30 protein-coding genes and 1 pseudogene are annotated in these 19,081 nt (G+C 40.9%); 28 read left to right on the forward strand and 3 right to left on the reverse strand.

The window, feature by feature from the left end:
• Positions 1 to 52 precede the first annotated feature (52 nt).
• The 28 genes and pseudogenes from AC3E8G_RS01765 to nth all read left to right on the forward strand — a co-directional run bounded on the left by AC3E8G_RS01765 (position 53) and on the right by nth (position 16,954).
• Positions 53 to 379 (forward strand): PadR family transcriptional regulator, encoded by a 327-nt coding sequence (locus AC3E8G_RS01765; protein WP_154858653.1) that lies wholly within the window; start codon positions 53 to 55, stop codon positions 377 to 379.
• The gene (locus tag AC3E8G_RS01770) at positions 376 to 1,176 is read left to right on the forward strand and encodes a hypothetical protein (protein WP_154858651.1); all 801 of its coding nucleotides are present in this window, start codon (positions 376 to 378) and stop codon (positions 1,174 to 1,176) included. The genes AC3E8G_RS01765 and AC3E8G_RS01770 overlap by 4 nt, the downstream gene beginning before the upstream one ends.
• Complete coding sequence (locus AC3E8G_RS01775) at positions 1,173 to 2,003, forward strand: hypothetical protein (RefSeq protein WP_490676884.1); 831 nt, start codon at positions 1,173 to 1,175, stop codon at positions 2,001 to 2,003. Before AC3E8G_RS01770 ends, AC3E8G_RS01775 begins: the two co-directional genes overlap by 4 nt.
• A gap of 103 nt (positions 2,004 to 2,106) precedes the next feature.
• Positions 2,107 to 2,343 (forward strand): DUF2829 domain-containing protein, encoded by a 237-nt coding sequence (locus AC3E8G_RS01780; protein ID WP_000141913.1) that lies wholly within the window; start codon positions 2,107 to 2,109, stop codon positions 2,341 to 2,343.
• Positions 2,336 to 3,034, forward strand: a complete 699-nt coding sequence (locus tag AC3E8G_RS01785) for a 3-oxoacyl-ACP reductase (RefSeq protein ID WP_490676885.1) — start codon at positions 2,336 to 2,338, stop codon at positions 3,032 to 3,034. Before AC3E8G_RS01780 ends, AC3E8G_RS01785 begins: the two co-directional genes overlap by 8 nt.
• 175 nt (positions 3,035 to 3,209) lie before the next feature.
• Positions 3,210 to 3,629, forward strand: a complete 420-nt coding sequence (locus AC3E8G_RS01790; RefSeq protein WP_272078970.1) for an SMI1/KNR4 family protein — start codon at positions 3,210 to 3,212, stop codon at positions 3,627 to 3,629.
• Between the two features lie 18 nt (positions 3,630 to 3,647).
• On the forward strand, positions 3,648 to 3,986 hold the full coding sequence (locus AC3E8G_RS01795; RefSeq protein WP_272078967.1) for a DUF7716 domain-containing protein: 339 nt from the start codon (positions 3,648 to 3,650) through the stop codon (positions 3,984 to 3,986).
• Positions 3,987 to 4,038: 52 nt separating this feature from the next.
• Positions 4,039 to 4,254 carry a hypothetical protein gene (locus AC3E8G_RS01800; protein WP_490676886.1) on the forward strand — a complete coding sequence of 72 codons (216 nt, stop codon included), beginning with the start codon at positions 4,039 to 4,041 and terminating at the stop codon, positions 4,252 to 4,254.
• Positions 4,255 to 4,403: 149 nt separating this feature from the next.
• Positions 4,404 to 4,598, forward strand: a complete 195-nt coding sequence (locus AC3E8G_RS01805) for a hypothetical protein (RefSeq protein WP_490676887.1) — start codon at positions 4,404 to 4,406, stop codon at positions 4,596 to 4,598.
• A 9-nt stretch (positions 4,599 to 4,607) separates the two neighbouring features.
• Entirely contained in the window at positions 4,608 to 5,135 is a 528-nt protein-coding gene (locus AC3E8G_RS01810; RefSeq protein ID WP_048715501.1) for an Imm26 family immunity protein, read from the forward strand.
• 1 nt (position 5,136) lies between these two features.
• Entirely contained in the window at positions 5,137 to 5,763 is a 627-nt protein-coding gene (locus tag AC3E8G_RS01815) for a hypothetical protein (RefSeq protein WP_490676888.1), read from the forward strand.
• Positions 5,764 to 5,860: 97 nt separating this feature from the next.
• Positions 5,861 to 6,250: an Imm50 family immunity protein gene (locus AC3E8G_RS01820; protein WP_287514408.1), complete on the forward strand. Its 390-nt coding sequence runs from the start codon at positions 5,861 to 5,863 to the stop codon at positions 6,248 to 6,250.
• Positions 6,251 to 6,507: 257 nt separating this feature from the next.
• The gene (locus AC3E8G_RS01825; RefSeq protein ID WP_129268690.1) at positions 6,508 to 7,221 is read left to right on the forward strand and encodes a hypothetical protein; all 714 of its coding nucleotides are present in this window, start codon (positions 6,508 to 6,510) and stop codon (positions 7,219 to 7,221) included.
• Between the two features lie 13 nt (positions 7,222 to 7,234).
• A complete protein-coding gene (locus AC3E8G_RS01830; protein ID WP_287514405.1) occupies positions 7,235 to 7,675 on the forward strand; it encodes a hypothetical protein in 441 nt (146 codons plus the stop codon).
• Between the two features lie 98 nt (positions 7,676 to 7,773).
• Positions 7,774 to 8,058, forward strand: a complete 285-nt coding sequence (locus tag AC3E8G_RS01835; protein WP_287514402.1) for a hypothetical protein — start codon at positions 7,774 to 7,776, stop codon at positions 8,056 to 8,058.
• A gap of 54 nt (positions 8,059 to 8,112) precedes the next feature.
• Positions 8,113 to 8,676 (forward strand): hypothetical protein, encoded by a 564-nt coding sequence (locus tag AC3E8G_RS01840; protein WP_287514399.1) that lies wholly within the window; start codon positions 8,113 to 8,115, stop codon positions 8,674 to 8,676.
• A 33-nt stretch (positions 8,677 to 8,709) separates the two neighbouring features.
• Entirely contained in the window at positions 8,710 to 9,399 is a 690-nt protein-coding gene (locus tag AC3E8G_RS01845) for an SMI1/KNR4 family protein (RefSeq protein WP_490676889.1), read from the forward strand.
• Positions 9,400 to 9,559: 160 nt separating this feature from the next.
• Positions 9,560 to 10,300, forward strand: coding sequence for a hypothetical protein (locus tag AC3E8G_RS01850; protein ID WP_287514396.1), 741 nt, complete (start codon positions 9,560 to 9,562; stop codon positions 10,298 to 10,300).
• Positions 10,301 to 10,342: 42 nt separating this feature from the next.
• Positions 10,343 to 10,465, forward strand: a pseudogene (locus AC3E8G_RS01855) (DUF6707 family protein); the annotation flags it as partial.
• A gap of 40 nt (positions 10,466 to 10,505) precedes the next feature.
• Positions 10,506 to 10,985 (forward strand): NUDIX hydrolase, encoded by a 480-nt coding sequence (locus AC3E8G_RS01860; protein ID WP_287514393.1) that lies wholly within the window; start codon positions 10,506 to 10,508, stop codon positions 10,983 to 10,985.
• 7 nt (positions 10,986 to 10,992) lie between these two features.
• Positions 10,993 to 11,721: a GNAT family N-acetyltransferase gene (locus tag AC3E8G_RS01865; protein ID WP_048789710.1), complete on the forward strand. Its 729-nt coding sequence runs from the start codon at positions 10,993 to 10,995 to the stop codon at positions 11,719 to 11,721.
• Between the two features lie 38 nt (positions 11,722 to 11,759).
• A complete protein-coding gene (locus AC3E8G_RS01870) occupies positions 11,760 to 12,662 on the forward strand; it encodes a putative PEP-binding protein (RefSeq protein ID WP_490676891.1) in 903 nt (300 codons plus the stop codon).
• Positions 12,604 to 13,044, forward strand: coding sequence for an ASCH domain-containing protein (locus AC3E8G_RS01875; RefSeq protein WP_287514388.1), 441 nt, complete (start codon positions 12,604 to 12,606; stop codon positions 13,042 to 13,044). The genes AC3E8G_RS01870 and AC3E8G_RS01875 overlap by 59 nt, the downstream gene beginning before the upstream one ends.
• Before the next feature lie 103 nt (positions 13,045 to 13,147).
• Positions 13,148 to 14,527 (forward strand): bifunctional UDP-N-acetylglucosamine diphosphorylase/glucosamine-1-phosphate N-acetyltransferase GlmU, encoded by a 1,380-nt coding sequence (gene glmU / locus AC3E8G_RS01880; RefSeq protein ID WP_287514386.1) that lies wholly within the window; start codon positions 13,148 to 13,150, stop codon positions 14,525 to 14,527.
• Positions 14,528 to 14,536: 9 nt separating this feature from the next.
• Positions 14,537 to 15,085: an NUDIX hydrolase gene (locus tag AC3E8G_RS01885; protein WP_287514384.1), complete on the forward strand. Its 549-nt coding sequence runs from the start codon at positions 14,537 to 14,539 to the stop codon at positions 15,083 to 15,085.
• Positions 15,086 to 15,103: 18 nt separating this feature from the next.
• Entirely contained in the window at positions 15,104 to 15,442 is a 339-nt protein-coding gene (gene macP / locus AC3E8G_RS01890; protein ID WP_287514381.1) for a cell wall synthase accessory phosphoprotein MacP, read from the forward strand.
• A 27-nt stretch (positions 15,443 to 15,469) separates the two neighbouring features.
• A complete protein-coding gene (locus tag AC3E8G_RS01895) occupies positions 15,470 to 16,162 on the forward strand; it encodes a 5'-methylthioadenosine/adenosylhomocysteine nucleosidase (protein WP_490676892.1) in 693 nt (230 codons plus the stop codon).
• 162 nt (positions 16,163 to 16,324) lie between these two features.
• A complete protein-coding gene (nth, locus tag AC3E8G_RS01900; protein WP_125375054.1) occupies positions 16,325 to 16,954 on the forward strand; it encodes an endonuclease III in 630 nt (209 codons plus the stop codon).
• A gap of 25 nt (positions 16,955 to 16,979) precedes the next feature.
• Here nth and AC3E8G_RS01905 read toward each other — a convergent pair whose 3' ends face one another.
• From AC3E8G_RS01905 to AC3E8G_RS01915, 3 genes are all read right to left on the reverse strand, one after another.
• A complete protein-coding gene (locus tag AC3E8G_RS01905; protein WP_490676893.1) occupies positions 16,980 to 17,573 on the reverse strand; it encodes a helix-turn-helix domain-containing protein in 594 nt (197 codons plus the stop codon).
• Between the two features lie 170 nt (positions 17,574 to 17,743).
• A complete protein-coding gene (locus tag AC3E8G_RS01910; protein ID WP_490676894.1) occupies positions 17,744 to 18,130 on the reverse strand; it encodes a bleomycin resistance protein in 387 nt (128 codons plus the stop codon).
• A gap of 10 nt (positions 18,131 to 18,140) precedes the next feature.
• Complete coding sequence (locus tag AC3E8G_RS01915; RefSeq protein ID WP_048715560.1) at positions 18,141 to 18,968, reverse strand: exodeoxyribonuclease III; 828 nt, start codon at positions 18,966 to 18,968, stop codon at positions 18,141 to 18,143.
• Positions 18,969 to 19,081: the final 113 nt, after the last annotated feature.

Below are 19,081 nucleotides of genomic sequence, written 5' to 3' on the forward strand. Positions count from 1 at the left end.
AGTATGTAAAACAAACTAGCTAAAAAGATGCGGTATAGAAAGGGGGAGCAGGATGAAAGAGTCGCAATTGCTCAAGGGTGTCCTGGAAGGTTGTGTTTTAGAAATTATTTCAAAAAAATCTATTTATGGCTATGAATTGATCCAAAGTCTCAAGGAAACCGGCTTCGATAAGATCGTTGCGGGGACCGTTTATCCCTTGCTTCAGAAGCTAGAGAAGCAGGGAGTCATCGTAGGAGAGATGAGGCCCTCTCCGGATGGACCTGATCGCAAATATTTCTCTCTAACCATGGAAGGAAGAGAGCGCCTAGAGGAATTTTGGAACCAGTGGCAGGATCTGGTCGTTAAAGTAGAACGCGTTAAAAAGGAGGGGGAAGCATGATCGAAGATTATACAGAAAAAATGTCAGCCGAATTGATGCACCTAAATAAGGACAATCAAGCCTATATGAAAAAAATGATAGCTTATATTGGAGTGAAGTCCTATTTTTATGATGATGAGCTACTGGGGGAGCAGCTCTACAATATGGTTTGCGATTTAAAGGTTGCTGAGAAAGAAGGCAATCGGGCAGTGGATTATTTTGGAAAGGATCCAAGGGCCATGATGGACCAAGTTCTCTCGGAGTTACCTAGACGCAGGCTAGGTTCTTATGTGGGGTTATTCTTGATTCTTGGAACGATTTTCGTTGGCATGCGGTTTGTAATGGATTTTGCCTGGATGCTGCCACTGGTGATTGCTCCCTTAACATATTTGCTAGATCTACTCATTTTCTTTGTGTACAGTCAATTTATGATGTGGCTTTGGTCCAAGCAGAGCTATGGGGAAATCAAGTGGCCTTGGGCTCTTATCATCAGTGTGATTAGTTTGATTCTGTCTCCTAGGATAGAGCACGTATTTTCTGACCATTTGAGTCTGAATCGAAGTATCCTTTTGCCAGATGGTTGGGCGATTGTTCTGGCTTTTCTGGTTCTTCTTGGATTTACGATCATGACCTATAGAAATCAGGGACGGCTTGCTGTTAGCCTACTGGTCATGGGTGTGACTTTCTTTGTAACTGGATGCTGTGTTCGTTTTGTGAATCCAGGAACTGCTAATGTATTACGCTGGCTACTCCCTCTGATAGGACTAGTCTTGTCCTTCATTGTATTTCGTCTCCAAAGAAAGGGGGAAACATCATGACATCAGCTATTTATTATGAAGAAACGCAGGCTTTGGTTCAAACCTTTAGCCAGGAGGACCAAGCTTATTTCCAAGATCTCTGGGATTATTTCAATTTTGCCGGCTTCTTATATGAGGAGAAAGCATTAAGAGAGCAGGTCTATAATCTAGCGCTAGATTTTTCGCAAGCAAGCGGTGATGGATTGACAGCCAAGGACTATTTTGGACAGGATCCCAAGGGAATGGCAGACCAAATCATCGAAAATATGCCTAAAGAATCCACGCGCTCCGTTCTAAAATATGGGGCGATTGTCTCGGGAATTGTGATTTTTTATCGCCTCTTAAGTGATTTTGCCTCTCAAGCAGTCCTGGTTCTTAAACCCCTGGTCTATCTAACGGATAGTGTTATGGGTATTTTAGCTGTTGGATTACTATTCTATCTCCTTCGTCGCCTCATTTTTGCAGAAGAGAAGACAAAAAAAGCAATCTATGTTGCAGTCGTTCTCGTCCTTGGGATCTATTTCATCAGTGAAATAGTAGGGGTCCGTTTCTTGCCAACTCTAGGTTGGTTGACGGTACCTAGTCCATGGGATACCTTCATCATGACAGGGGCTAGTGCAGGACTTATCCTCTGGCAGTGGAAAGAAGAGTTTGCTCGTGCCTTCATCTTTCCTATTCTGTCCTTCTTAGTAGTGGGATTCTTGCATCGTTGGACTTTGGCCCAAGGGATTCAGAATTCCAGCATGACCATCATTTTGCCGACGGTGATCATCGTTATCGGATTGATGATTTACTATTGGTTCACGATTCGCGCCTTGAAAAAGAACAAGACAGAAAATGGTGAATAGAGTGAAAAGGGGGGAGGAAGCTCCTCCTTTTTGCTGTTGAAAAACAACGAGAAAGCTTGATTTTTGTTATAATGAAAGGGAGTATGAAACAAAGGAGAAGATCATGACATTTGAAGAAATCTTGCCTGGACTAAAGGCAAAAAAGAAATATGTACGTACTGGTTGGGGTGGTGCTGAGAACTATGTCCAACTCTTTGATACCATCGAGCAAAATGGAGTGGCTCTGGAAGTGACACCTTATTTCCTCATCAACGTCTCTGGTGAGGGTGAAGGTTTCTCCATGTGGAGTCCAACTCCTTGTGATGTTTTAGCGACAGATTGGGTGGAAGTCCATGACTAAAAGGGCCTTGATTACAGGCGTGAGTTCCGGGATTGGTCTGGCTCAAGCACGACTCTTTCTAGAGAAGGGCTACCAGGTCTATGGAGTGGACCAGGGAGCGTATCCTCAGTTAGTAGGTGATTTCCACTTCTTACAGCGGGACTTGACCCTGGATTTGGCGCCGATTTTTGACTGGTGTCCCCAGGTCGATGTCTTGTGCAATACGGCTGGAGTTTTAGATGATTACAAACCGCTCCTTGAGCAAAGCGCTCAGGAGATTCAGGAGATCTTTGAGATCAACTATGTGACTCCGGTAGAGCTGACACGGTATTATCTGACTAAAATGTTGGAGAAGAAGCAAGGGATCATCATCAATATGTGCTCCATTGCTTCTAGCCTAGCTGGTGGAGGCGGTCACGCTTATACCTCCTCCAAGCATGCTCTAGCGGGATTTACCAAACAGTTGGCCCTGGATTATGCAGAAGCTGGGGTTCAGGTCTTTGGCATCGCACCCGGAGCCGTCAAAACAGGCATGACCGCAGCGGACTTTGAACCAGGTGGCTTAGCAGACTGGGTAGCCAGTGAGACGCCCATCAAGCGCTGGATAGAGCCAGAAGAAGTGGCGGAAGTCAGCCTCTTTTTGGCCAGTGGGAAGGCATCTGCCATGCAAGGACAGATCCTCACGATTGATGGTGGTTGGAGTTTGAAGTAAGGGCTGAAAAAAGTAAAATAATAAGGATGAAATGAGTCTAGTAAAACCACTGGGCTCATTTTCTATTTTAGCTTTATGGAAAAGGAATCTTATGGTATGATAGCCTAAAAGGGACCTGTAATATGGAGGTCAAATAAAAAAAGCCTTTGGGAAGAGAGACTCAAAAGGAGACGAGATGCTAGTATTAACAGACACAGATCCAGCTATTTCAAGCGAAGATTTTTTACAATTTGAGGAGATTCTTGGAAAGAAATTGCCGGAAGCCATGAAGGATTTTTATCTCAAGTACAATGGTGACCAGCCCCAAGTAAGGGGTGTTCACGATGACCGTCATCTCTTTCCTTTCAATTCCTTTGATTCACTGGAGGAGATGAAGAAGTCTTTTACTTGGTTTGACGATGAGGCTGTACCGGCGGGATTTAAGGCCACAGATCTTCTCCATTTTGCCTATGATCCTGGATCGGGCAACTATGCTCTTTCTTTAAGGGCAGAGGATTATGGCAAGGTGTATTTCTATGTTCTAGAAGAAACAGCTGAGATCTACGGTCAATGGGCTTCTTTTGAGGAATTTTTGAACTCTTTTGTTGAAGAGTGAGATTAAAAAGGAGAAGGGATGCGAAAACACCAAGAACTTTCACTAGAGCAGATAATTGAGCAGGTGCGCGTGGATCAATTAGTATCAGATGATTTTTGCCTCTATGGCAAGGAGGATGGAGAACTGGCACTAGCTAGGCTCTATTGGGTATCCGATTATCCGGATGTTGTGGAAGACCGTGATGTCTACCCGACAGAAGTGACGGAGCAAGATCTGCTGCTAGTCTATTATGGAGAGCAGTTGATTGATGTTCTTGCAGTCGCACTTGAGGAAAAGCCAGATGCTAGTCCCCAAGACTTGGTCGAGGCTTTAAATTATTATCAGCAACATGATAGCTTTATGCCTTTTGATGATTAGCTAGGCCGATTAGAGAAATGGTATTCAATGACTGATAGTGATAAGGAGAAAAATGACAGTCAATATCGATGAATTGGTGAAGGAGTACGGTTTTAGCGTAGGTCCTAAAGAGGAGAAACCATTTAGTTTGGATGAGGTCCGTTTCAACCTTTTGGCATATTTAGAGGATTACTCCAAAATGGGATTTTCTTTTGTCAAAGCAGGCGACGAACTAGTCGAACTAAGGAAAAATCAGGAGAGTTATAGGCTTTTTGGTCAGTGTTTTTAGGTGCCTTTGTAATTGGAGAAGAGAAGCAAGTCTTCTTACTTTGCAATCAAGAAGGAAGGGAAGTTTTTCAAGAATCGAGGGTTTATGTCAATTCTTCCTTGCATACTTTTGTTTCCTCGTATTCACTCTTTCTATCAGGCATCTTTCTTTTGAAAGCAAAGTTTTATGAGATTGAGCAAGATGAAGTCGAAGAGATTGCAGCAAACTTGAAGGCTCAAGTACTTGCCTTGGAAAAGTCCCTTGAACAAGAATTGCCCTTCTGGGAGCACATGGCCTATTTGATAGAAGATGATGGAATCGTTCTAAGAGATGATCTCTTTCATATCTTAAAGAAAGAGCAGTAGGAATTAATTATGGAGAAAAGATTGCCCCAGATAAAGATTCGAGAGTGGAATGAAAAGCCACGAACAAAACTTCGATTTATTAAAATTGGTGATATTTTTTGCTATCAATTTTCGGAGGAAATGTTTGTATTTGGTCAAATCCTTGGAAAAGTGAACGTTGGTCATGTCATTCAATTTTTCGATATCTTTCAAGCAAGGCCTACTATAACAGTTGAGGAGCTAATTCGTGCTCAATTTATGGGTAAGCCCATCATTGCAGATTCCTACACCTTGTTTGATCGAAGTCCAGTATGGTCTTGGCAGATAATTGGTCACCAAGCGGATTTTGATCCAAGCCCTTTTAAAGATTTAGCCTTTAAGTGGGGAGACCCAAATGGTCTTCACTTTGGGAAGGTCTGGCTAGATGGTAGGCGGGAACCTAAGATTTTTTCTAGGGAAGAAGTTGAGGAGCTGGACTGGGAAGCCTGTGTCGGAAGTATAGTTTATAACAGAATCTTGGAAGAAGAACTGGCAAGCAGAGGAAATAAAGGAGTTTGAGATGGACTATGTAGATGAGTTGACTTCAGGACGAACGCCCTTGGTAAAAAAGGCAGCGAAAAAAATTTTAAAGGGCAGACTAAAAGGATATGGACCATTCTTGCATCAGGCCTTGGAAGGGGAGATGGAAAAACCTAAATCATGGGAATCACAAATGTACTTACTCTACGCCATGGCCGCAACGGATTGCACAGAAGAAGTCCCCTATCTCAAATCGTTGCTGCTGAGAGATATTCCAACACCCGTAACCTACCGCTCTCTAGCAGTAGCGATTGCTTATCTAGAAAATTCAGAAACAGAGAACTTGTCTTTTGTTTATGAGTCCTTAGAATCGAATAACTCATCTCAAGCTGCAGGTGCCTGTGCAGCGATATATCAGAGAAAGATTGTTCTGAAAGATGATGATTTTAACAAAATTATGTCTTATGTGACTCATCCTAAATATCTTGAGCATATTGGTCAAGTCATAAATCCATTTTTATTTATTTTAGCTGCATCTTATTTATATCCAGAACAGAATCGCCAGAAAATTGTAGACTTTTCCCGTCAGTTCGATATATCTACCGTCAAGGACTTAATCAATGACGTTACAAAAGGAAAGGACGGCAGGAGGATTAGGCTATTCTAAGACCTACTTAAAGAGAGAAGTTACCATCTCCTTAAAGAGGGAAACAATGAATCTTAAAAAGAAGACTTATATTCATTTTTAAAAAGGAGTTCATACTGTGAAATGGTTTGAAAAAGTAGTGGGGAAGGAAAAGATTATTCATTTGTTTGATGGTGATTTGGACTTGAATAATGTATTTCTTGATACTATATTATGTTACGATTACAAATTAGATCTTGTCCTTTATGTATATGATTTCCCAACTAATTTCCCTGAAAAGTGGCAGAAAAGCGATTTTAATGCCATAAAAATTAATTTAGAGTTTTTTAATTTAGATGAAATCCATTTTTATTCTAAGGGGATTCATAAGGTGAATGGACGACTAGAGTTGCTCTTTTTAGAGAATAAGGTTGAATTCAATTTTATAAACCAAAATGATGTGATGTTATCGGGATCCTCTGACCTTGTTAGAATTGCTGAGATTGGTCCTGTGAAGATTGATACTTAAAGATGTATTCCTAGCTTATTTGCGGAGATTCTGGATGATCAAACAATCCTCCATTGCCAGGAGGAATACCACGACTATGGGAAAATGGTCAAGAAAGGGAAATCTCTTTTGAGGAGAGTAAACAGTATGTATCCTAAAGGAGTTGGAATGCCTAACAGGTAGAAAAGCGAATCATTGCATATTTAAAAAACTACAAACAACAGACCTTGACCTAAGGATAAACCTTTCTACAAGAAAAAAACTACGAGACCACGAATATGAAGTTACAGTATTTTGAATTAGATAAGCCCTATGTGGAAAATCAACAGAGGATTGAGGAGCTGATGGACTCAGCTGCGCTAACATACGAGGAAGCTAGAATTGAAGACTACCGACAAAATTGGAAAGATCGGAGAAACGCATTCATATATGAATCCAAATGTATGACCTCTATGGTAGAGCGCCTCTTTAAACCGATTGTGACTAACGATTGTTGGAAAATAAACGTAGAATGTGTTGATACGATTAGCAATCCAGCCATTATGAACCTACTTGGCGTCTATACTATTCAGATCCTATTTGATTTTTCTAGCTATGAAACTTTGTGTCCATTGGAACAGAAAAAGCTGCTCTTAGAAGCCTTGGTAAAAGGGGCGAGGCGCGTGTTTCTGGAACTCTCTATTCCATACTCCTTGATAGAGGATGTAGTCAATGAAATAGAGAAAAACGATTACGAAAATAGCTGGGAGTGGAAAAGGAAAAAGATCCAATCCACGACCTATTCCATTCAAGTGGAGCATCAGCTTGATAAGGTGGATTTGTTTTGGAAGATAGAGCACAAGGACAAGAGCATCCGTAAGTTGATTCAATCCTGCCCTGCTCACGAGATGGATTATGGGGCTAAGCTTGGTAAACTGGAAACAAAAGGGAATTTCCTTTATCTGTTGGATAAACAGAATGAGGTTGTGAGCAGAATTTCTGTTTTAGAATGATAGAGCAAGAATAATGAGTAACTTAAAAAAGAAATTATCCTTATTAAAAGTTGAAAGACGAATCAAGAGTTTGAAGGGAATAAAGGATGTTCATTTTCTGATCGACAAACCTAAAGAAATTGATTGGTATGCTGGGGAGTTGAATCCTATAGACTCTCCACTTCCTTGCCTTTATGAGTTTTCTGCCAATCTTACTACTAAAGATCTAAGTAGACCAATTCAAAGTCTTGTTGGCAATAGCAGTCGGTTTATCCTAGTTTTTTGGGAGTTTTCACCAGTTTACGTCTTGTTTCAAATGGAGTCTTTGGATGACTTTTTGCCCTCTTATTCTACTGAATTTTCTACCAGAGACCTGACACTTTTCTTTCAAGACCAGGAAAAAGTACTGGATCTCCATTTAGCGGAGGATAAAGTAGAAGTGAGAGTCTTGGAGAATAAATCTAAGAACCCGTAGATTCTATAATGTGAAAGCTTAACATTGAATTAGTCGATGAAAGAGGCAAAGAGGAAAGAATGCCATTCTTGTAGAGACAAATGGTAAAGGTGGTTCTAATGTGTGAAAAAGAATATTATTATTATGGCAATAGTGAGTTTATGACAGGCCTAGGAGTTATTTATACAGAGTTTACTGGTCAGCGCGCAAGTCGACAAATTAACGTTTTGAATGGGCACTCTTATGCTTCCTCTTGCCTACAGGATTATGTTCCAGAAGTAGGGTTTCTACTCTATGATGGTCGAAAAGATGAGTTGGATCTATCAGACTCCATCAAGATTAGTCAAGAGGAATTTGAACGAATTTGGGCACAGGCTGTCCCTAGCGGTCAGAATGATACGTAATCGTCAGTTGAAAATAGCCAAATATAATCCCAAAAATGTGAGAGGAGTCCAATAATGATGCTCAATTTGTTGAAGGAATTCGTAGAAGTCTATCATAGAAACAAGGGCTTAGGAGAGCTTGTATTTACTAGTGACTGTCTCCATGTCGAAAAGCCAGATTTGTCTGGTCAATTGAAAGAGTTCTATCAGCATTTAGACTTTGATGAAGAAGCTTATTTTAGAGGAGCTCCCTATGATCTTGCTCTAATTCCTCTCCCTCTATGTGAAGCTGCATCAGAAGGATGGCAGGATCCTAGCTGGAAAGAGAGTTATATGGTTTTTGCTCACATGATGGGGGATGAGCCAATCTTTTGTGATCTAACTAGCGAGCTTAGTCCTGTATATGGCAAGATTCCTGGAAATTCTAAGCTCTATAGCTTAAGCCCCTCTTTATCTACTTTCTTGTCTACCTATAGTCAGATGAAAAAGCTAGAAATCACCAAGTTTGAGAATAACATCTACATTGATGAGGACTTGTCGGACTATAAAGAAGGTTTTCTAACAGGAATCAATGCTATTGTCGAGAAGCAACTTCCTGAAGACTATCGAAATGATTTTATAGCATTTATGCTGGGTTAAAGCCAAATAGGGAGAGATGAGAAGCAAATGGAAATGAAAAATTTTTTAAAATGTTGTGAGGATCTGGTCATACAAGAAAGTGGGGCCTCAGCTCTTGAACTAGAAAAACTAAAAGCCAGACAGTTTCCGCGAGCTCACCTGGATTTGCTCTCCATAACCAATGGCTTGGAATTTTATGGTGGCTATTATCGCTTGTTTGGGACGGATTCTACTCAAGCTATTACGCTAGATTCCTGGAATTCGGATGAGGTATGGAAAGACGTCTGGAGAGATTATGCATCAGACTACTATTTTTTTGGTATGTCTGCTATTGGAGATCAATTCGCTTATAGATTGAAGGATGGGAACATTCAAAGTCATCAAGTTTATTATTTAGATGGGATTACTATGGATGTCATCGAGATCTACGACAGTTTTGAAGCATTTTTTGAGAGGGAATTTGTGCTAAAAGCTCAAGGTGGGATGGAATCTATTTTTGTGTCTGCTAGGGAACGATTTGGAAATCTAGACCTCTCCACAAGCTGTATTTATTCCCCTTCCTTAATGATTGTGAATGATCCAAGCGTTGAGAATCTCATGCTTTTACCGACAAAGGATGTCATGACCATCAATGGGGATTTGTTTGTTCAATTGTCTGATTCAGAGGAGTCTATTACGAAACTAGAGCAATATCTAGACGCTTCGGGTAGAGCCAGAGTCAAGGTCATTTTTGATCGAGATTGAGCAAGCAGGATATAGTTTATTTAGAAAAAATACTCTGAAGATTCATGATTTTAGTTTTTGAGACAAGCAATGGTTTATTCTTCTTGTAAAAGTGTCATTGTAAAAATAGATAGGTTGAACAAAGAAAACGAAGCATGATATTCATAAAAAGAGGTGAATAATGACCAGTTTAGATAAATATTTAGAGATCATTAAAAAAGGATTTTCCGAAAGAGAGAATTTATTGTCAATGGAGCCTCTGCATTCTATTGAAGAGATTGCACCATTATTGGATGAAAAATTGACTTATAAAGAATTTATCGATATCAATCGCTTATTAAGACAAAAGTACATTGTCGAAAACCCAGAGGATATGCTGAAAGATGTGGATTTTAATCAGCTTTCTTTACCTAGCAATACGAGGGTGATTTACTTGATGGGAAGTAAATCTGATGTGCTAGACTTTTCAAAATATGAACAAGTAGAAAAGATTTTAATAGTTGGGGCTAGTAAAGTAAAAAAGATTATCTTACCCCAGAATGATTGTGTGAAAGCCCTAGGGATATCTTCCATGACAAATTTGGAAACGATAGAGAACATTTCTTTTCATACTGGCATGCGTTATCTGCACGTTGATTATGGTGTAATGTTGCCTAACTTTAATTTTATTAGAGATTTAAATCAGTTGCTCTATCTTTCATTTACGGCAAATAAAAAATTACCAGAATTGGATTTTATCCAGCCCTCTAGTGAGCTTCGTTTTTTGGATTTTGTCGATACGTCTATTTTTAACTACGCATCAACAGTTAGCTACCTGAAGAGTCTGAAACATCTCCGATTTTTAACAACGGGAAGAACAAATCAAAAGCAAAGGGAACTTCTTAGAAGAGAGTTACCACATGTTTGCATGCGTAAGGGGTAAAAAATGCCTTTAATACAGCTTTTTATGACCGATGTCTTCATATTTATTGCTGAGTCAACTTGTGAAAAGATAGATATCCAAGCAAAAATCGAAGAGAATATGGAGATACTAAAGAAGTATATCAAGGAGCATGAAATCTATAGCCTCTTTCCTTTTAAGGGATAAGGTAAGTTATTGATCTTGGACTTTTAGAAAAGAGTAGAATATGGAAATCAAAAAACACTTTGGTGTCTATGGCATTTGCTATGAGAATGGAAAATTGCTTTGTATTGAAAAAACAAGAGGCCCCTATCAGCATCGTTTTGACCTACCGGGTGGTAGTCAGGAACTCGGTGAGGGGTTGACAGAAACCCTCAAGAGAGAAGTTCTGGAAGAGACAGGCTATACGCTTAGCTGTTATTCAAATCCTAGGATTTATGACGTGCTGGTTCAAGAAGAGGGGCAAGACTTCGCCGTACACCATATCATGGCCTTTTATGATATCGTACTCGATTTCGAGAGCTCTCAAAAATCCCTTCCTCATGAAGTTTTTGATGGAAGCAATGATTCAGCAAATGCAATTTGGTTGAATTTGGAAGCAATTACTGCAGACAATGCCTCGCCTTTAGTATTAAAAGTGAAGGCAGAGTTACGAGGATTTCCAGAATTAGAACTGACAAGTTATAGGAATTGGAAGGTGAAATAGAGGGATAATGGAACTATTTAAAACCTGGAAGAAAAATATGGTTCTCTATGGTCTTAAATCTCAAATTGGAACTGTATACCGAAACAGTGATGGGACAACAAGTTTTTATGATATTGGGAATTTTCTATACCTAGCAGGGGAGCTAAATTCTAGATTTTGGGAAGATTTTATTAGGCAATATGGTTTAGATTATAAGATTATTATTTCAGAAGACACTAAGTGGCAAGATTTTATGCGTCGACAAGTTGGGTTAATTTCTTTTACTCGCTATTCTTTTAAGGATAAGGCAAATTTTCAAGTTGAATTTCTAAATGATCTAGTTAGTCAGTTAGAGAAAGGTTACAATATTGTACCTATTGATAATCATATTTATAACTGCCTTTCTGAGGATGAATGGTCACAAGATTTACAGGGAGATTTTGAGTCCTACCAGAATTTTACTTTAAAAGGTGGATTTGGCTTTGTGATTGTTAAAAATAAAGAACTGATTGCTGGGATTTCCTCAGGGTTAGTTTACCAAGGAGCAGTTGAAGTGGAAGTTGCAACTAGACCAAACGAACAAGGAAATGGATTTGCTAAAAAGCTTGGTGCTACAATGATTCTAGAGAGTTTAAATAGAGATACGTTTCCACTTTGGGATGCTCATAACGTGGCTTCTAAAAAAGTAGCAGAATTTTTAGGATATGAGTTAGTTGGACCTTATGAAGCTTTTGAACTAGAGGAAAGTGTCGTATAATGATATCTGATATTGTATCTTTTAAGACGAGGTGAAAGATGAGAAATCAACTGTCTCTTAGTGGCGAAAAAATTGTTGAAAAAGTTTATCCCCATTTATTGCACCACGTCGGCTTGATTCGTGGGGAATACTTGCTAAGAGAGCTCAATCAAAACATACTATTACCAAATTGTCAGCAATTTGTGAAAGATTATCTAGACACTATTTGTCATTTGTACTCAGATGAAGAAGTCTGGTATCGCTTTTCAGAGTTAACAAATGCAGAAGCAAATATTCTAGACGGGACTAAAGAGTATTTTGACGAACGCCACCCCTTATTTGGATACAGAGGTATCAGGCGTTTGTTGGCGTGTCCAGATGAATTTCAGGCTGAGACAAGTGTTGTTACAGAAGTTTTTCAAACCAAACCCAATCTGTCTGTTATTTTTCCTTTTGTCAATGATGCCGAACAATTAAAACAAGCTATTACAGTATTGCGTCAGTATGGTTTTACCGGGAAAGTCGGCACGATGATTGAATTACCATCAGCTTATTTCGACTTGGACAGGATACTGGAAACTGGTATTTCAAAGATTGTAGTTGGAATGAATGATTTAACTTCTTTTATTTTTGCGACTGTGAGAAACAGTCAATGGCATGATATGGAAAGTCCAATTATTTTAGATATGTTGAGACAGATGCAGGATAAAGCAAGGAAGAACAAGATTGATTTTGCTGTAGCAGGCTATCTGAATACTTCTTTCATACAAAAAATGAATCAGATGGGTATCGAATGTATTCTCCATTACAGCTCTATTCCAGAGATTTTTGATTTAGAAATTGACCATCCAGACCATCTTAAACATATAAAAGAAGAAAGTAAAAAATTACAAAGGAGAACCCATGACACCGCAAGAAATGTGGAATGCCTACAAGCAAATCAACCCCTCTATCGGAGATGAGATAGACGCCTGGGCCTTTGGAGTGGACCCAGACCTTTTAGCGGATCTGGTGTTTACAGGCGAAAAAACAGCAACTGCCTCAGCTTACGATCTTTACGCAGTAGAGGACGAACCTCTTCCCCAAGTAGGGACCTTTGATGTCGTTTTAGACAGTCAAGATCAAGCTGTCTGTATTGTCGAAATTACCAAGGTTTCTGTTCAACCTTTTCATCATGTGTCAGCCGACCATGCCTACAAGGAAGGTGAGGGGGACAAATCCTTAGCCTATTGGCGTCAGGTTCATGAGGAGTTTTTCACGGAGTGGCTGGAGGAAGCAGGACTGACGTTTACACCTGACAGCAAGGTGGTTTTAGAAGAATTTCGCAAAGTTTATCCATTATAGAACATGCTCTCCTTTTAGGAGAGTTTTTTGATCTACGTCAATTTTTCAAATCGGCCAAAAAATGGTATAATGTAAGCGATATTGTACAGAAAAGAGAATGTATATGCCAAATTATGCCATTATTTTAGCAGCGGGAAAAGGTACCCGTATGAAATCAGATTTGCCGAAGGTTCTACACAAGGTTGCTGGGATCTCTATGTTGGAACATGTTTTCCGTAGTGTTGGAGCCATCTCACCCGAAAAGACTGTAACGGTTGTGGGCCACAAGGCTGAATTGGTGGAGCAAGTCTTAGCTGGACAAACAGAGTTTGTCAAACAAACCGAACAATTGGGAACTGGTCATGCAGTTATGATGGCAGAGCCAGTCTTGGAAGCTCTTGAAGGCCACACCCTTGTCATCGCAGGGGATACACCTTTGATTACGGGTGAAAGCCTCAAATACTTGATCGACTTCCATATCAATCACAAGAATGTGGCAACGATTTTGACAGCCGAAGCGGCTAATCCATTTGGCTATGGTCGGATTGTCCGTAATGATAATGCGGAAGTGCTTCGAATCGTCGAGCAAAAAGATGCGACAGATTTTGAAAAGCAAATCAAAGAAATCAATACAGGGACTTATGTTTTTGACAATGCCCGCCTCTTTGAAGCTTTGAAGAATATCAACACCAACAATGCTCAAGGTGAATACTATATCACAGATGTGATTGGGATCTTCCGAGAAGCAGGAGAGAAAGTTGGAGCCTATACGCTCAAAGACTTTGATGAAAGTCTTGGGGTTAACGACCGCGTGGCCCTTGCGACAGCAGAAGGTATCATGCGTCGCCGTATTAACCAAGCCCACATGGTTAATGGAGTGAGCTTTGTTAATCCAGATGCGGCCTATATCGATATCGATGTCGAAATCGCCCCAGAGGTACAAATTGAAGCCAATGTCACCCTAAAAGGACAAACAAAAATTGGGGCTGAAACAGTCTTAACTAATGGAACCTATGTCGTGGACAGTGAGATTGGTGCAGGTGCTGTTATTACCAACTCTATGATTGAAGAAAGCACCGTAGCCGATGGCGTGACAGTAGGACCTTACGCCCATATTCGTCCAGGTTCTAGCCTTGCCAAAGATGTCCATATCGGAAACTTTGTCGAAGTCAAAGGTTCGTCTATCGGCGAAAATACCAAAGCGGGCCATTTGACCTATATTGGTAACTGTGAAGTCGGAAGCAACGTCAACTTTGGTGCAGGAACCATCACCGTCAACTATGATGGGAAGAATAAATACAAGACCCTTATTGGAAACAATGTCTTTGTCGGATCTAATTCGACCATCATTGCACCTGTTGAGTTAGGCGATAATTCCCTAGTCGGTGCTGGATCCACCATTACCAAGGATGTACCGGCTGACGCGATTGCGATTGGTCGCGGTCGTCAAGTCAATAAGGATGAGTACGCGACTCGCCTTCCTCACCATCCTAAAAATAAATAGGAGATTTTCATGCAATTTGAAGAAAAAACCATTGAACGCAAGGAGATTTACCAAGGACCGATTTTCCAAGTAGTTACAGATCAAGTGGAACTACCCGATGGAAAAGGTCAAGCGCAGCGTGATTTGATTTTTCATAATGGAGCTGTTGCGGTTTTACCGATCACAGATGAGGGCAAGACTATTTTGGTCAAGCAGTACCGCAAGGCGATCGAGAGAACTTCTGTAGAGATCCCAGCAGGCAAGTTGGAAAAGGGTGAAAATGCGGATCCTCAAGCAGCTGCTCTGCGTGAATTGGAAGAAGAAATTGGTTACACAGCGGATCTAGAGTTGTTGTATGATTTTTATTCTGCCATTGGTTTTTGTAACGAGCGGATCAAACTCTATCTTGCGACCAATTTGAAAAAAGTGGAAAATCCTCGCCCTCAAGATGCAGATGAGACCTTGGAGCTCTTTGAGGTGACTTTAGCAGAAGCTGAGGAGCTGATACAAACGGGTGATATCTGTGATGCCAAAACCATTATGGCAATTCAATACTGGAAACACCTACAAAACAAATAAAGAATAGAGGAGAAACCGATGGGCAAACCTTTATTAACCGATGAAATGATTGAGCGGGCAAACCGGGGAGAAGCGATCTCTGGTCCCCCGCTCTTTGATGAGGAAGAAACAAAAATTCTCCCGACAGGGAACAGAGGCTTTGGTTATGAACGGCCAGTGACTTCAAGGGAAGAAGATAGTGGACATGGAGCATCGTATCCTCAGGAGACTATTCCAATCAGAGTCCAACCTACAGTGACCAAGAGTCGTCGGATTGAGAACCAAAAAGATGAGGTGATTCAATCAAAATTGAATAAGATCTTATTTTGGGTCATCCTGCTCCTCATCTTGTTAATTCTTGCAATCTGGCGCTTATAAGCAGCGTCTACCAAAGGAGTTACGATTATGAAAATTGGAATCATTGCGGCCATGCCACAAGAATTAAAAATCTTAGTGGAAGCTTTGCAGAACGGAGAGAAACACCTTCGCCTAGGAAAGGTTTACTATACAGGGTCGATTGGTCGCCATGAAGTGGTCTTGGTTGAAAGTGGTATCGGAAAAGTCATGTCAGCCATGAGTGTGGCTGTGTTGGCCAACGATTTTAAGGTGGAAGCCATTATCAATACAGGTTCTGCAGGTGCCGTAGCACCAGGGATGGCTGTTGGAGATATTGTCCTAGCGGACAAATTGGCTTATCATGATGTGGATGTGACAGCCTTTGGCTATAAGTATGGTCAAATGGCAGGGCAACCTCTTTACTTTGAATCCAGCCGCTATTTTGTTTCAGAGATGAAAAAAGTGCTAGCTGAGGAACAAACACCAACCCATGTTGGCCTGATTGCGACTGGGGATAGCTTTATCGCGAGTGAAGAAAAAGTCGCATCGATTAGGGAACATTTCCCAGAAGTATTGGCCGTTGAGATGGAAGGGGCAGCTATTGCCCAAGCGGCTCATGCAGCTGGCCGTCCTTTCATGGTTATTCGGGCTATGAGTGATACGGCAGATCACGTGGCTAATATCTCTTTTGATGAATTTATCGTAGAGGCTGGCGAACGCTCTGCTCAAACCTTGATTTCTTTCTTGAAGAGATTGGTGTAAAACAAACAATAGAGTTAAGGCGCCTTTAATATAAGTAGGAGGTGGGACAGAATGAATATCATTTAAAATTCATTCTGTCCTACTTCCTTTTCTGAAGCCGATTTTTTCAGAAATAGACGGACTTCATGCTATAATAAAGTCTAGTAATACAAAGGAGACGTTATGGTTTTATCAAAAAAACGGGCACGACATGTGATTGAAGAAATTATTGCCCTCTTTCCAGATGCTCAGCCAAGTTTGGATTTTCGTAACCATTTTGAATTATTAGTAGCGGTCATGCTCTCTGCTCAGACGACGGACGCAGCGGTCAATAAGGCAACGCCCGCTTTGTTTGAAGCTTTCCCAACTCCTCAAGACATGGCGGTCGCCAGTGAAGCCGACATTGCCAAGCATATTTCCAAATTAGGTCTCTATCGCAATAAGGCTAAGTTTCTCAAAAAATGTGCCCAACAATTGTTGGACAACTTTGATGGCCAAGTCCCTCAGACACGGGAGGAACTGGAGAGTTTAGCCGGAGTGGGACGTAAAACAGCCAATGTGGTCATGAGTGTCGGTTTCGGAATTCCTGCCTTTGCTGTTGATACTCATGTAGAGCGGATTTGCAAGCACCATGACATCGTCAAGAAATCAGCAACACCATTAGAAGTGGAAAAACGAGTCATGGACGTTCTTCCTCCTGAACGCTGGCTCCCAGCTCATCAGGCTATGATCTATTTTGGACGGGCCATTTGCCATCCGAAAAATCCTGAATGTGATCACTATCCGCAACTCTATAACTTTAAAGACAGTTAAAAAGCGAGGTCTAATGACTTCGCTTTTATTTGATAGGGAAGAAAGTAAGTAAGAGCCAAGAAATCAGTAGAGTAATAGCGCCAATTCCAAGGACAAATAGAATAGGAATGAGGATTCCTTCGTAGGGAGCTTTACCCCTTTCTTCAGCTTCTTCAATCTCGCTCAGACTGCGTCCTTGTTCATAGGCGACAAGCTGGCGATAAGTACGAAGATTATGCTTTTTCTTGAATTTTTCAATGCGTAGGGCGTAGAATATACCGACAGCAAGAATCAAGCAACTAATAGCGATGCCGTATCCATCCAAATAAAGAATAAGGGGAGTGCTGATGATAGGACTGCCAATTAGCAGTAAGCTAAAAACCACTTCATCTTTTTGATAGCGCATAAATTCTTGGTCGTGAATAATTTGTTTCATGGTTTCCAAATCTCCTTTGACTAGTTTGTCCAATGACACTCCAAAGACCTTGCTTAGTAAGAGCAGGTTTTGAATATCAGGATAGGTTGCGCCGCGTTCCCAGTTGGAAATGGATTGACGGCTGACAAAGATGATTTCAGCTAATTCGTCTTGAGATAAGTTTTTCTCTTTACGATAGTGCTGGATTTGTTTTCCGACTTGCATAAGATTTCCTCGCTTCCTGATTTCATTCTACTCAATTTTATAAAAAAGGGCTATCAAAGTTCTTTGACATGTTGATTTCATAGGGTTTAGCAACTGTTTTTGACTATAGATTTACAAGCCTGTCAATGGATAGTTACTTACTGAAAAAGAGGCTAAGAGCCTCCTTTTTCTTATTCGCTAAATCTTAAAAAATAACCATCTGGATCCAAAATCGCAAATTCATGGGGATAAATAAAGCTATCTCCTACTCGAAATTCTCTTTTTATCAGCGGACGATGGATGGGATATTCGGCTTCCAGCAGTTTTTGGTGGAGCTGAGGGACATCCTTGATACCAAAGGAAATATTGACACCGCGCCCGAAAGGATAGGTCAGTTGGGCTAATTCTTCTGCGTTGCCTTCTTCTAGCATCAGCTGGCAGTCTTCAAGCGAGAGAAAGAGAAATTTCTCCTCTGGACGTTCGTATTGGACAGAGAAACCCAGCAAGTCGCAGTAGAAGTGGCGCGACTTTTCGATGTCAGATACTACAAATTCAGGGATGACGGCTTGATAGTCCATTGTTTCCTCCTTATAGATCAATCTCCATGACAATTGGTGTATGGTCTTGACGGGCACCAGAGTCAATCATAGCTGATCTAGTTACCTTGTTCGCAATGCGGTTAGAAGTGAGCCAGTAGTCAATTCTCCAGCCTGTGTTGTTGATTTTAGATGTCTTGCTACGCTGTGCCCACCAAGTATATTGATCTGGAAGGTCCCCATGCAAGTGGCGGAAGGTATCAGTGAACCCTTTGGCTAGCAAGTTAGTAAAGCCAGCACGCTCTTCATCGGTAAAGCCTGGGGAACGACGGTTGCTGGCTGGATTAGCCAAGTCGATTTCCTTGTGGGCTACGTTGTAGTCTCCTGTTGCCAGAACAGGCTTTTGCTGGTCTAGTTCTGCCAAGTAGTCTGCATATTTGGCATCCCAGATTTGGCGTTCTTCCAAGCGTTTGAGCCCATCTCCAGCATTCGGAGTATAGACCTGGGTCACAAAGAAGTCATCAAATTCAAGGGTAATAATTCGACCTTCGACGTCCATGGTAGAAGGAGCACCAATTTCTGGGAAGGTTACCCTTGGTGTCAATTCTTTTTTATAGAGGAACATGGTTCCTGCATATCCTTTGCGGGCTGGTTCTACAGAGGACCGCCAGGTGTTTTCATATCCAGGGAAGAGTTCTGCTAAGACCTCTAGGTGTTTTTTTGTTGGTCCTTTAGCAGATAATTTTGTTTCCTGAATGGCAATGATATCCGCATCCTCTGCAACCAAGGTGAGGAGGACGTCTTGAGAGAGTTTTGCGCGTGCAGAGTCACTCGTCAAGGCGGCATTCAATGAGTCAATATTCCATGAGATCAGTTTCATATCGTTTCCTTTACTAACTTTTTCGATGTTTCTATTATACCAAAAAATCTCCTATCACTTGTCTCCTGTGATTTGAGAAGGGAGCTATTTTGCAGTCAAGAGCTATGCCTCCC

Source organism: Streptococcus sp. SCPM-O-B-15294 (M123) (assembly GCF_058200455.1).

Coding starts and splice junctions, on each gene's coding strand:
- AC3E8G_RS01765 (WP_154858653.1), top strand. CDS start 53: ATGAAAGAGTCGCAATTGCTCAAGGGTGTCCTGGAAGGTTGTGTTTTA.
- AC3E8G_RS01770 (WP_154858651.1), top strand. CDS start 376: ATGATCGAAGATTATACAGAAAAAATGTCAGCCGAATTGATGCACCTA.
- AC3E8G_RS01775 (WP_490676884.1), top strand. CDS start 1,173: ATGACATCAGCTATTTATTATGAAGAAACGCAGGCTTTGGTTCAAACC.
- AC3E8G_RS01780 (WP_000141913.1), top strand. CDS start 2,107: ATGACATTTGAAGAAATCTTGCCTGGACTAAAGGCAAAAAAGAAATAT.
- AC3E8G_RS01785 (WP_490676885.1), top strand. CDS start 2,336: ATGACTAAAAGGGCCTTGATTACAGGCGTGAGTTCCGGGATTGGTCTG.
- AC3E8G_RS01790 (WP_272078970.1), top strand. CDS start 3,210: ATGCTAGTATTAACAGACACAGATCCAGCTATTTCAAGCGAAGATTTT.
- AC3E8G_RS01795 (WP_272078967.1), top strand. CDS start 3,648: ATGCGAAAACACCAAGAACTTTCACTAGAGCAGATAATTGAGCAGGTG.
- AC3E8G_RS01800 (WP_490676886.1), top strand. CDS start 4,039: ATGACAGTCAATATCGATGAATTGGTGAAGGAGTACGGTTTTAGCGTA.
- AC3E8G_RS01810 (WP_048715501.1), top strand. CDS start 4,608: ATGGAGAAAAGATTGCCCCAGATAAAGATTCGAGAGTGGAATGAAAAG.
- AC3E8G_RS01815 (WP_490676888.1), top strand. CDS start 5,137: ATGGACTATGTAGATGAGTTGACTTCAGGACGAACGCCCTTGGTAAAA.
- AC3E8G_RS01825 (WP_129268690.1), top strand. CDS start 6,508: ATGAAGTTACAGTATTTTGAATTAGATAAGCCCTATGTGGAAAATCAA.
- AC3E8G_RS01830 (WP_287514405.1), top strand. CDS start 7,235: ATGAGTAACTTAAAAAAGAAATTATCCTTATTAAAAGTTGAAAGACGA.
- AC3E8G_RS01835 (WP_287514402.1), top strand. CDS start 7,774: ATGTGTGAAAAAGAATATTATTATTATGGCAATAGTGAGTTTATGACA.
- AC3E8G_RS01840 (WP_287514399.1), top strand. CDS start 8,113: ATGATGCTCAATTTGTTGAAGGAATTCGTAGAAGTCTATCATAGAAAC.
- AC3E8G_RS01845 (WP_490676889.1), top strand. CDS start 8,710: ATGAAAAATTTTTTAAAATGTTGTGAGGATCTGGTCATACAAGAAAGT.
- AC3E8G_RS01850 (WP_287514396.1), top strand. CDS start 9,560: ATGACCAGTTTAGATAAATATTTAGAGATCATTAAAAAAGGATTTTCC.
- AC3E8G_RS01860 (WP_287514393.1), top strand. CDS start 10,506: ATGGAAATCAAAAAACACTTTGGTGTCTATGGCATTTGCTATGAGAAT.
- AC3E8G_RS01865 (WP_048789710.1), top strand. CDS start 10,993: ATGGAACTATTTAAAACCTGGAAGAAAAATATGGTTCTCTATGGTCTT.
- AC3E8G_RS01870 (WP_490676891.1), top strand. CDS start 11,760: ATGAGAAATCAACTGTCTCTTAGTGGCGAAAAAATTGTTGAAAAAGTT.
- AC3E8G_RS01875 (WP_287514388.1), top strand. CDS start 12,604: ATGACACCGCAAGAAATGTGGAATGCCTACAAGCAAATCAACCCCTCT.
- glmU (WP_287514386.1), top strand. CDS start 13,148: ATGCCAAATTATGCCATTATTTTAGCAGCGGGAAAAGGTACCCGTATG.
- AC3E8G_RS01885 (WP_287514384.1), top strand. CDS start 14,537: ATGCAATTTGAAGAAAAAACCATTGAACGCAAGGAGATTTACCAAGGA.
- macP (WP_287514381.1), top strand. CDS start 15,104: ATGGGCAAACCTTTATTAACCGATGAAATGATTGAGCGGGCAAACCGG.
- AC3E8G_RS01895 (WP_490676892.1), top strand. CDS start 15,470: ATGAAAATTGGAATCATTGCGGCCATGCCACAAGAATTAAAAATCTTA.
- nth (WP_125375054.1), top strand. CDS start 16,325: ATGGTTTTATCAAAAAAACGGGCACGACATGTGATTGAAGAAATTATT.
- AC3E8G_RS01905 (WP_490676893.1), bottom strand. CDS start 17,573: ATGCAAGTCGGAAAACAAATCCAGCACTATCGTAAAGAGAAAAACTTA.
- AC3E8G_RS01910 (WP_490676894.1), bottom strand. CDS start 18,130: ATGGACTATCAAGCCGTCATCCCTGAATTTGTAGTATCTGACATCGAA.
- AC3E8G_RS01915 (WP_048715560.1), bottom strand. CDS start 18,968: ATGAAACTGATCTCATGGAATATTGACTCATTGAATGCCGCCTTGACG.